Here is a 10,535-nt window from a genome sequence, read left to right as displayed (position 1 = left end):
CATCCGACGACGGAGGCCGATCTCGTCATGCACCCGCCCGCCGTACTCGCCCCAGCCCGCCGCGCGCCCGCGTGGACGCCGTCCGACTGGCGCGCGCGCCCGGCCGAGCAGCAGCCCGACTGGCCCGATCCGGGGCTGCTGCGCCGCATCCGCGCCCGGCTGGCCGGCGCCGCACCCCTCGTACGGTCCGACGAGATCCTGGACCTGCGCCGCGCGCTCGCCGAGGCCGCCGCCGGTGAGGCCTTCGTCGTGCAACTGGGGGACTGCGCGGAGACCTTCGACGCCCCGACGTTCGCGGGCGTCGCGGCGCGCGTCGGCCAGCTGCACGGCACCGCGGGCACCGTCCGGGCCGCGCTGGGCCGGCCCGTGATCCCCATCGGCCGGCTGGCGGGCCAGTACGCCAAGCCGCGCTCCTCCCCGACCGAGCGGGCAGGCCACCTCGTGCTGCCGTCCTTCCGCGGGCACCTGGTGAACGATCCGCGTCCCGAGCCCGCCGCGCGCGTCCCCGACGCGATGCGGCTGCTGCGCGGACACGCGCACGCGCGCGAGGTCCTCGCCCTGCTGCGGGAGCTGGCCGAGTCCGGCATGACCCTGCCCGGGGCGACGGTGCCCGGGGCCCCGGCGGTGTGGACCAGCCACGAGGCGCTGGTCCTCGACTACGAGGAACCCCAGGTGCGGCGCGACCCCGTCACGGGCAGCCTGTGCCTGACCTCCGCCCACCTGCCCTGGATCGGCGCGCGCACCGGCGACCCCGACGGGGCGCACGTGCGGTTCCTGTCCGGGGTCGCCAACCCGGTGGGCGTGAAGATCGGCCCGGGCACCGACCGGGGGAGGCTGGCCGCGGTGTGCGCCCGGCTGGACCCGGACCGGGAGCCGGGGCGCCTGGTGCTGATCTCGCGGATGGGGGCCGGGCAGGTGGAGGAGCTGCTGGCGCCGCTGCTGGAGGAGGTGGCGGGCTCGGGGCACCGGGCGGTGTGGATGTGCGACCCGATGCACGGCAACACGTACGTGGGCGGCGGCGGTCACAAGACCAGGGACGTGGCGACGGTGGGCGCCGAGATCCGCGGCTTCTTCGCGGCGATACGCGCCGCCGGCGCGACACCCGGCGGCCTCCATCTGGAGGCCACGCCCGACGAGGTCACCGAGTGCGTCGGCGGCGGCGCGGGCATCACCGAGGACGGGCTGCACGTGCGGTACGAGTCGGCCTGCGATCCTCGCCTCAACGGCTCACAGACCGCCGAGATCGCCGCGCTCACGGCGCGGCTGTGCGCGGGGGAGAGGTAGCGGACGCCGCGTCACCCGATGCCGTCGGACCGGGGGTCCGGCGGCATCGGCGTGTCCGCCGCCGGGCCGGGCCCGCGACCTCGTACCCGGCGGGAACCTTTGGCGAGGCCGACGCCTCCTGACCGACCGAACGAACCAACCGGTCCGACAACCCTCAGGAGCTTTCGTGGAGTCCGTGGAGAACGCCGAGGCCTCACCGCCCCAGCCCGAACTGGCGGGCGTGCGGCACCGCTGGGTGACCGTGCGGGACGGCGTACGCCTGCACGTCGCCGAGGCGGGCGAAGGGGAGCCGGTCGTGCTGCTGCACGGCTTTCCCCAGCACTGGTACGGCTGGCGGCGGCTGATCCCGCTGCTGTCCGGCCGCTACCGGCTGATCTGCGTGGACCAGCGCGGTTTCGGCTGGTCCGACGCACCGGCCAAGGGCTACGACACCGACAGCCGGGTGGCCGACGTGGTCGCCCTGCTGGACGGACTGGGCCTGGAGCGGGTGCGGCTCATCGGGCACGACTGGGGCGCCTGGACGGGGTTCCACCTCTGTCTGACGGCGCCCGAGCGCGTCTCGCACCACCTGGCGCTGAACATGATGCACCCCTGGCCGCTGCACCACCGCCTGATGCCGCAGTCCTGGCGGTTCTGGTACACGGCGCTGCTGGAGCAGCCGCTCCTCGGGCGCTGGATGCTGCGCCGCCGGCCCGGGTTCACGCGCTACCTGATGCGCAAGGGCGTGACGGACCAGGCGGTCTGGACGCCGGACGCGATGGAGGAGTTCGTCCGCTCCAGCCGGGAGCCCGCGCGGGCGCGCGCCGGGGAGGCACTGCACCGCGCCTTCGCCCTGCGGGACATCGCGCGGCTGCTGACGGGCCGGTACAAGAGGCTCCGGCTCACCACCCCGACCGTGATCATGGGAGGGGAGCGTGACTTCATGCTGCCGCCGGGCGTGCTGACGCCGGCCGCCCGGCACGCCGACGACCTGCGGGTCCAGGTGGTCCCCCAGTGCGGCCACTACCTCCACGAGGAGCGGCCCGACCTGGTCGCCAGGACCGCCGAGCGGCTCTTCTCCCGCCCGCGCCGGCCCTGAGGGGCCACGGCTCCGCCGCTCACCGCGCACCGGGGTGCGCCGGGCGCGGCCGTGGCGGAGCCGGAGCGTCCGGATTTTCTCGGAATCCGGTGGAGTGCATCGGCCGGGAACCACCTCTTGTCTCATGTCGGCCGCTCCCGACCGGACGGTGAGCGATCCCGACCACTTCCGACACCGGACAGCCTTCACCCGGCGCGCACTTCGTGCTGCCCGGACGTCTTCGCCAGGCCGAGCAGGGGGACTTTTTCATGCCTGACATATCCGCACTGAAGCTCGATGTCATGCCGCAGCCGACCGCACCCCTCGGGATCCTCCCGGCCGTCGCGGCGGAGAAGTACCCCGACACCCCCTTCCTCTCCGACACGCCCTGGCGCACGTACGACCGGCCGGTCCGCGACTTCGCGGACTTCGCCCGGGCCGTGGACGACTACGCCGACCGCTTCTGGGCCGGCGGCATCCGGCGCGGCGACGTCGTCGCCGTGGTGCAGCGCAACCACATCGAGGTCGAGGGCGTGATGTGCGCCCTCGGCAAGATCGGCGCGCTGCCCGCCCTGCTCTCCTCCGCCATGGAGACCGGGGAGCTCCTGGAGTGCTTCGCCCGCCTGGACGACCCCTACCTCGTGGTCGACTCGACCGGCCTCGCGCGGCTCGCCGAGCACCGGCACGCGCTGCGCCGGCTGACCCGCAACGTGCTGTGCCTGGAGGAGACGGACGAGAACTGGGTCGTACCGCTCCAGGAACGCCTCGCGCACACCGCCGGGCCGCGCGACGCCGACGAGTGGTTCGTCATCACCCACTCCTCGGGCACCACCGGGGCGCCCAAGATGGCCGCGCACTCCACCCGTTCCCTGTTCGGCATGGTCGCCCCGATGATCATGATCTTCCGGGACCAGTACTCCCAGCAGGACCTCAACGCCAAGCACCTGTCCTTCGTGCACGCCCGCACCTGCGCGGGCACGCTCGCCTCGCTGGAGACCGCGATGCCGGCGCTGGCCATCGCCGACCCGGACCCCGCGAACGTCAAGCGGCTCATGCTCGAACACCGCCCGACCTCCCTGGAGACCCACCCGAACGTCTACATCCAGTGGGAGTCCCTCGCCGCCGACCCCGACCGGCCCTTCCAGCACGTCGAACGGTTCATCAGCACCTTCGACGCCATGCACCCGCGCACCGTGCGGACACTGCTGAACGCCTCCGAGCACCCCCGCGCCCACTACTTCCAGGCCTACGGGCAGACCGAGTCCGGCCCCATCTGCCTGCGCATCGTCACCCGCGAGGAGTCCGCCGACTACTCGCCGCGCAACGTCGGGCACAGCGGCGGCGGCATGGAGATCCGCATCGTCGACGAGCACGGCGTCCCGCAGCCGCCGAACACGCCCGGCCTGATCGAGACCCGCTCGCCCGGCCGGATGCGCGGCTACGTCGGCGGCGACCCGATGCCGCCCGAGGACGCCTGGTGGCCCATGGGGGACATCGGCCGCCTCCTGGACGACGGCTCCCTGGAACTGCTCGACCGCAGCGTCGAACACGTCGACGGCGTCGGCAGCCTCCTGGAGAAGGAGGACCACCTGCTGGAGGCCCTGCCCGAACTGGTCGAACTCGTCCTGGTCAAGGACGACGACGGCACCGTCTTCGCCGTGGCCTGCCCCCGGCCCGGCACCGCCCCCGACCCCGAGCGCTTCCGCGCCGTCGCCGCCGAGGCCGGGCTGCCCGGACTCCAGGTGCGCTTCTGGGAGTGGGAGGCCATGCCCGTCACCGGCACCAGCAAGGTCCGCAGGTCCGTACTGCGCCGCAAGCTCGCGGGCCGCGTCCACCGCACCGCGGCCACCCCGGCCCTCGCCTCGAAGGAGGCCTGAGCAGCATGACGCACCTCTGGCACGAACTGTCCCGCGGCCTCGGCGACGGCACCCTGCTGCACACGCCCTCGCGCAGCGAGGAACCCGTCTCCGGCACCGCCCTGTTCGACCGCGCCGAGCGCACGGCCGGTGCCGTCCTCGCCGCCCGCGACGGCCGCGCCCCGCGCCGGGTGGGCCTGCTCATGGCCAACGGCGAACCCTGGGTCCGCGGCCTGCTCGCCGCGCTCCGCCTCGACGCGGCGGCCGTCCCGCTGGCCCTCCCGGTCGCCTTCGGCGGCGCCGACGCCTACGCCGCCCACGTCCGGCGCATCGCCGCGGACGCGGAACTGGACGCCATGCTCGTCGACGGCAGCCTCGGAGGCCGGATCGTCGCCCGCGTCGCCGAGGCCGTCCCGCACATCCCGTTCATCGACATCGCCGACGCCCCGCACGGCCGCGAGGACCTGCCGTCCCCGCACGGCGGCGGCACGGCACCCGCGATCGTCCAGTACACCTCCGGCTCCACCTCCGCCCCCAAGGGCGTCGTCGTCACCCACGCCAACGTCTCCGCCGGACTCGACGCGATCGAGGCCGGGACCGGGTGGACGAGCGAGGACGGGCTCGGCGAGTGGCTGCCGCTCTTCCACGACATGGGCCTGTTCACCCTGCTCGCCGCAGTGCGCGCCGGCTCGCCGGTCTCGCTGTGGCAGCCCGGCGACTTCGTCCGCCGCCCGATGCGCTGGCTCGCCGAGTTCGCCGCCAGCCGCGCCACGATCCTGCCCGCCCCGAACTTCTTCTACGACTACCTGGTCGCCGCCGCCGCCAAGGGCATCCCCGACGACCTGGACCTGTCCGCCTGGCGCTACGGCGGCAACGGCTCCGAACCGGTGCGCCGCTCCAGCCTGGAGGAGTTCCAGCGGACGTTCGAGCCGTACGGGCTGCGCCCCCAGGTCGTCCAGCCCAACTACGGCCTCGCCGAGGCCACCCTCATCGTCAGCACCGGCACCCCCGGGACCCCGTACCGCAGCCTGGAGGCGGAACGTTCCAGCCTCGCCGTCGGCGACCGCGTCCGGGAGGCCGCCGAACCCGGCCCCACCACCCGCACCGTCGTCTCCTGCGGCCGGCCCGTCGAGGGCGTCGACGTGCGCATCGGCGCCGCCGACGGCACCCCCCTGGACGACGGCGTGGTCGGCGAGGTGCAGATCGGCGGCGCCCCCGTCACACCCGGCTACCTCGGACTCCCCGCCGAGCAGCAGCCGTTCACCCCGGACGGCATGCTCCGCACCGGCGACATCGGCTTCCTGCGCGACGGCGAGCTCTACGTCATGGGCCGCGTGAAGGCCATGGCCGTCGTCCGCGGCCAGAACTACTACGCCGAGGACGTCGAGGAGATCGTCAAGTCCACCCCGGGCGTCGACCGCAGGCACTGCGCCGCCTTCGCCTGGGAGGACGACCGGGAGGAGTACATGGCCGTGATCTGGGAGACGAAGCTCGACGCCGGCACGGCCCGCGCCGTGGGCGACGCCATCCGCACCCGGCTCGCCGAACACCTCGGCCTCACCGCCGTCGAGACCCTCGCGGTCTCCCCGCAGACCCTCCCCTTCACCAGCTCCGGCAAGGTCAAGCGCTCCGGCGCGGCCGACCTGTACCGCCGTCACCACTCCGCACTGCCCACCGCCCCGGAAGGACAGCACTCGTGAGCGTCACCGCGACCCTGGACATCGTCGTACGGGCACTGGCCGCACAGGCCGGCGTCGCCGAGTCGTCCGTCGACCCCGACAAGCCCCTGTCGGCCGTGCCGGGCATCGAGTCCGTCAAGGCCCTGCGCGCGATCACCGAGATCGAGGACGAGTGCGACGTCGTCATCCCCGACGACTTCCTCTTCGAGACGGCGACCGTGCGCGAACTCGCCGACTTCGTCGCCCGGCTGACACGGGAGGGCAGCTCCGTATGACCGTGGAGACCGCCGCCGCCGACACCCTGCTCGGGGCCCTCGACCGGTTCCGCACCGCGCCGTCCGACGTCGCCCGCTACGACACCGACACCACCACCGCGGCACGCGCCCTGCGGGCCGCCCCCGACCAGGTCGCCCGGCTCGCCTCGGCGGGGCTGCCGCACGTCGTCGACTCCGCGCGGGGGCCGCTGTTCGACTACGACGACCTGATGAACGTCGGCATGTTCTGCGGCACCGGCCAGACCGTGCCCGAACTCGGCCTGCGCTTCCTGATGCGCTTCGCCGCCGCCCCCCGCACGAGCTGGTTCGCACCCCGCGACTGGGAGATCGGCGTCCACCCCTCCCGTACGGCCGGCGGCGAGGCGGCGGAGGACCCCGCCGCCGGCGACGGGAGCCGGAAGGTGACCGTCCGCGTCCCCGACCTGTCCGCGCCCGGCGTGGAACTGCTGGAGGGCGGACCGTTCGACGAGGCCCTGCACCCCTCGGGCTACACCGCGGCCGTCCGGCTGACCGGCGCCTCGCACACCGTGCGCGACCCGCGCATACACGAGGCATGGTCCGAGGTCGTCGACGCCCTCGCCGCACGCCGCGTCGTCTACCAGACCGTGCCCGAACCCCTGCGCGCCGACCACCACCGGGCCTGGGAACTCGGCGTCGCCGACTGCGTCGTCGCCTCCCGGCTGCTCGCCGACCGGCTGCGCGCGGCCGGCCTGGAGACGACCGCCCGCCGCGGCTACCTCCTCGGACTGTTCGGCAGCGACCACGCCTGGTGCGACGTCGTCGAGGACGGCGTGCACAAGTCGCTCGACCCGGTCTTCGCCTTCGTCGCCACCGTCGGCGACGAACGCGGCGTCGCCGAGTCCCCCGAGTTCGCCGCCGCCTGCCTCGGCAGCCGCTTCAACCGGCTGCTGCCCTGCCGCACCGACAGCGCCGAACCCCTCGTGTACTTCGACGGCGAACCCGCCCCCTACTGGGCGATGGTCGGCGTCGGCGCCCGCCCCAGGAGGAGCTCATGACCGCCGTCCGCTCCCTGACCGACGTACGCACCCTGATCCGGGGCAGCCTCGACCACCCCGTCCTGCTGGACCGGCTCGGCGACGACGACGACTTCGCCGGCGCCGGCATCGGCTCGGGCGAGCTGATCCGCATCGCGCTGAGCCTGGAGGACGAACTCGGCCGGCCGCTGGAGGACGAGGAGCTGCTCGGCCTCACCACGGTCCGCGCGGTCGCCCGGCTGACCGGGGCGGAGGCGAGCTGACATGTGGCTGAACCACGTGCTGCGCCGCGGCCTCGACCGGGACCCCGACGCCCTCGCCCTGCGCGACGCCCGACGCGACGTCAGCTGGCGCACCCTGCACCGTGACGCGCGGGCCCTGGCCGCCCGGCTGCGCCACGACACGCTGCCCGGCAGCCGCGTCCTGGTGCTCAGCACCAACCGCGTCGAGGTGCTGGAGACGTACTTCGCGTGCGCCGCCGCCGGCCTGGTCGCGGTGCCGGTCAACCCGGCGCTGACCGACCCGGAGATCGGCGCCATCATGGAGTCCGTCGAGCCCTCGGCGGCCGTCGCCGAGGAGGCGTACGCGGCCCGGCTGGGCGCCCTGTACCCGGGACTGCCCGTAACCGACATCGCGACGGTCGCGGAACTGCCGGACGCGGACGCGGGCGCCGCGAGCGCGGGACCGGCGGGGGTCGGATCGGTGGAGGCCGGATCGGCGGGCGTCGGGTCCTCTGATCCAGGAGCCATGGACGACGCCGGCTCCGGCATGGCCGAGCCCGTGCTGATCCTGCACACCTCGGCGACGACCGGCCGGGCCAAGGGCGTCGTCGTCGACCAGCGCTCGCTCCAGATCAACGCGCTGTCCTGGATCGCCGACGTCGGCCCGCGCCCGGGCACCGCCTTCCTCAACGCCGGCCCGCTCTTCCACGGCAGCGTCGTCATCGCCCTGGACCACCTGGCCGCCGGCGGCACCGTCTGCGTCCTGGACCGCTTCACCCCGCAGGGCTGCCTCGCCGCCCTGGAGCGGTGGCGCATCGAGCACGCCTTCCTGGTGCCGTCCATGGTCCGGCTCCTGCTGCGGGCCAAGGGCCTGCCCCGCACCGACCTGTCCCGGCTGCGGCTGCTGCTGCACGGCGCCGCCCCGATGCCCGAGGACCTGGCCCGCGAGGCCCGCGAACGGCTCGGCGCCGACCTTCAGACCATCTTCGGGATCACCGAGGGCGGCGGCCCCGTCCTCACCCTGCGCCCGGACACGCCCGTCGGGCCGCCCCCGGTCCCCGGGGCCGTCTGCGTCGGCGTGCCGATGCTCGGCGCCGGACTGCGCGTCACCGACGCCGACGGGCGCGAGGTGCCCGCCGGCGTCATCGGCGAGCTCCAGGTCAGCGGCGACGGACTGATGCAGGCCTACTGGAAGAACCCGGAGGCCACCGCCGACGTCCTGCGCGACGGCCGGCTCAACACGCACGACGTGGGCTGCGTCGACCGCGACGGCCGGGTCTGGGTCGTCGACCGCCGCAACGACCTCATCCTGCGCGGCGGCCAGAACGTCTACCCGGCCGAGATCGAGCACGTGCTGCGGCAGTCCGCGAACGTCGCCGACGTCGTCGTCGTACCCGTGCCGTCCGAGACCTGGGGCCAGACACCGGTGGCGTTCGTGCAGCCCGCCGGCGACGACCGGTTCGACCCGGAGGAGCTGCTGCGGCTGTGCGTGGCGGGCCTCGCCCCCTACAAGCGGCCGACCCACTTCCTGCCGATCGAGCGCATCCCGCGCAACCCGGCGGGCAAGGCCCTGCGCACCGACCTGCGCGAGATCGCCCGGCAGACGCTCACCGCCGACAGGGAGAACACCGCATGAGCACCACCGACTACACGCGCCCCGAGGTACTGACGGACCTCGCCGGCGAGTGGGCCGTCCCGGTCAACGGCAGGGCCGTCATCCAGTGGGACTACGACCGGCGCAACGACAAACTGGTCCGGCTCTACCAGCAGGGCAAGCAGCGCCAGTGGGACATGGACGAACGGCTCGACTGGGACCACGAGGTGGACCCCGACGACCCGCTGGGCCTGCCCGACGACTTCATCTCCATCGCCGGTTCCAAGCTGTGGGACCGGCTGCCGGAGAGCGAGCGGCGGATCGTACGCCGGCACAGCAGCGGGTGGCTGTACTCGCAGTTCCTCCACTCCGAGCAGGCCGCGCTGATCGCGGTCGGCAAGATCCTGCTCACCGTGGAGGACCTGGACTCCAAGCTGTACGCGGCCACCCAGATGATGGACGAGGCCCGGCACGTGGAGGGCTTCAACCGCTTCCTGCACACGAAGATCGGGCTGCGCTACGGCCTGTCCCCGTCGATCTCCGCCATGTTCGAGCAGGCGATGCGCGAACCCCGCTGGGACTTCGGGGTGCTGGCGGCGCACATCCTCGTCGAGAACATGGGCCTGGCCACCTTCGGCGTGCACCGCGAGCGGCTGCGCGACCCGCTGGCCCGCTCCTTCAGCGCCTACGTCGCCCGCGACGAGGCCCGGCACGTGGCCTTCGGCCGGCTGCTGCTGCGCGGCTACTACCCGCAGCTGTCCGACGCGGAGCTCAAGGAACGCGAGGACTTCGTCGTCGAGGGCTGCTGGGCGTTGCGCGACCGGTACGTCGACGACGAGATCTGGCAGCAGCTCGGATACGGCGAGGAGGCGATCAAGGCCTCCCGGCGCTCGCCGGCCAAGCGGGAGTTCCGCCGGCTGGTCTTCATGCGCATCGTGCCGGGCCTCAAGGAGATCGGGATGTTCGGGCCCCGGGTCCAGGAGGCGCTGGCCAAGATGGGCGTCCTCGGCTTCCACGAGGTGGACGAGGAGGCGCTGCGCGCGCTGGACGACAAGGCCGCGGTGGACGCGCTGACGGAGCGGGAGATGGCGTTCCGGCACCGCGACATCCACCAGGTCGCCGACCTCGGCAGCGCGGCCCCCTCCGACGGCACCCCGGCCCCCTGAACCGGGCCGCCGCCGCCCGGGGCACATCCCCCGTCCCCGCCGCGGCGGCGGCCCTATCACCGTGGCCCGGCGACACGGCGACACGGCGACACCGGCGACGCGGGCACCCGCGGTGCCGCGTGGTCCGGCGCCGGGTGCGGACCGACCGGTGCTGCGAGCCCGGGCACGGTCCGGTCCGGCGGTCGTGGGCCGACGGGGGCCACGGGCACCTGCGGTGCCGTGCCGTCCGACGCGTCCTGCGGGGCCCGGGGCCGGGTCCGGCTCGTCCGGCGGCCGTGTGGCGGCCCTGGGCCGCGTTCCGGCCCGTCGTCCGGCGGCCCCGAACGTCCCCGGCCCCGGGCTGCCACGGCGGCGGTCCCGGCGTCCGCCTGGCCGGTCAGCCGGGGGCCGGCGACCCCGGGCCGCCGG

9 protein-coding genes are annotated in these 10,535 nt (G+C 74.3%); all 9 read left to right on the top strand.

Annotated elements, in window-relative coordinates:
- Positions 1–1,284, top strand: a 1,284-nt coding sequence (locus tag GTW67_RS05460) for a 3-deoxy-7-phosphoheptulonate synthase (protein WP_346010565.1), incomplete at its 5' end; no start/stop codon positions are given.
- Positions 1,285–1,450: 166 nt separating this feature from the next.
- The gene (locus tag GTW67_RS05455) at positions 1,451–2,362 is read left to right on the top strand and encodes an alpha/beta fold hydrolase (protein WP_161163655.1); all 912 of its coding nucleotides are present in this window, start codon (positions 1,451–1,453) and stop codon (positions 2,360–2,362) included.
- A 248-nt stretch (positions 2,363–2,610) separates the two neighbouring features.
- Positions 2,611–4,218, top strand: coding sequence for a class I adenylate-forming enzyme family protein (locus tag GTW67_RS05450; protein ID WP_161163654.1), 1,608 nt, complete (start codon positions 2,611–2,613; stop codon positions 4,216–4,218).
- Between the two features lie 5 nt (positions 4,219–4,223).
- Positions 4,224–5,897 carry an AMP-binding protein gene (locus GTW67_RS05445; protein WP_161163653.1) on the top strand — a complete coding sequence of 558 codons (1,674 nt, stop codon included), beginning with the start codon at positions 4,224–4,226 and terminating at the stop codon, positions 5,895–5,897.
- Positions 5,894–6,151 (top strand): phosphopantetheine-binding protein, encoded by a 258-nt coding sequence (locus GTW67_RS05440; protein WP_161163652.1) that lies wholly within the window; start codon positions 5,894–5,896, stop codon positions 6,149–6,151. Before GTW67_RS05445 ends, GTW67_RS05440 begins: the two co-directional genes overlap by 4 nt.
- Complete coding sequence (locus GTW67_RS05435; RefSeq protein WP_161163651.1) at positions 6,148–7,167, top strand: transglutaminase; 1,020 nt, start codon at positions 6,148–6,150, stop codon at positions 7,165–7,167. The genes GTW67_RS05440 and GTW67_RS05435 overlap by 4 nt, the downstream gene beginning before the upstream one ends.
- The gene (locus GTW67_RS05430) at positions 7,164–7,409 is read left to right on the top strand and encodes a phosphopantetheine-binding protein (protein ID WP_161163650.1); all 246 of its coding nucleotides are present in this window, start codon (positions 7,164–7,166) and stop codon (positions 7,407–7,409) included. Before GTW67_RS05435 ends, GTW67_RS05430 begins: the two co-directional genes overlap by 4 nt.
- Before the next feature lies 1 nt (position 7,410).
- The gene (locus GTW67_RS05425; protein ID WP_161163649.1) at positions 7,411–9,003 is read left to right on the top strand and encodes a class I adenylate-forming enzyme family protein; all 1,593 of its coding nucleotides are present in this window, start codon (positions 7,411–7,413) and stop codon (positions 9,001–9,003) included.
- Positions 9,000–10,127 carry a ferritin-like domain-containing protein gene (locus GTW67_RS05420; RefSeq protein WP_161163648.1) on the top strand — a complete coding sequence of 376 codons (1,128 nt, stop codon included), beginning with the start codon at positions 9,000–9,002 and terminating at the stop codon, positions 10,125–10,127. The genes GTW67_RS05425 and GTW67_RS05420 overlap by 4 nt, the downstream gene beginning before the upstream one ends.
- Positions 10,128–10,535 lie beyond the last annotated feature (408 nt).

It is taken from the genome of Streptomyces sp. SID5910 (genome assembly GCF_009862125.1).
Taxonomy (GTDB): domain Bacteria; phylum Actinomycetota; class Actinomycetes; order Streptomycetales; family Streptomycetaceae; genus Streptomyces.
The sequence above is the reverse complement of the archived record's forward strand: the minus strand, read 5'-3'. Positions and strand labels throughout refer to the sequence as shown.

Bases quoted from the DNA above. Each gene is read 5' to 3' on its own strand.
- GTW67_RS05450 (WP_161163654.1), top strand. From the start codon at position 2,611: ATGCCTGACATATCCGCACTGAAGCTCGATGTCATGCCGCAGCCGACC.
- GTW67_RS05425 (WP_161163649.1), top strand. From the start codon at position 7,411: ATGTGGCTGAACCACGTGCTGCGCCGCGGCCTCGACCGGGACCCCGAC.
- GTW67_RS05430 (WP_161163650.1), top strand. From the start codon at position 7,164: ATGACCGCCGTCCGCTCCCTGACCGACGTACGCACCCTGATCCGGGGC.
- GTW67_RS05435 (WP_161163651.1), top strand. From the start codon at position 6,148: ATGACCGTGGAGACCGCCGCCGCCGACACCCTGCTCGGGGCCCTCGAC.
- GTW67_RS05445 (WP_161163653.1), top strand. From the start codon at position 4,224: ATGACGCACCTCTGGCACGAACTGTCCCGCGGCCTCGGCGACGGCACC.
- GTW67_RS05420 (WP_161163648.1), top strand. From the start codon at position 9,000: ATGAGCACCACCGACTACACGCGCCCCGAGGTACTGACGGACCTCGCC.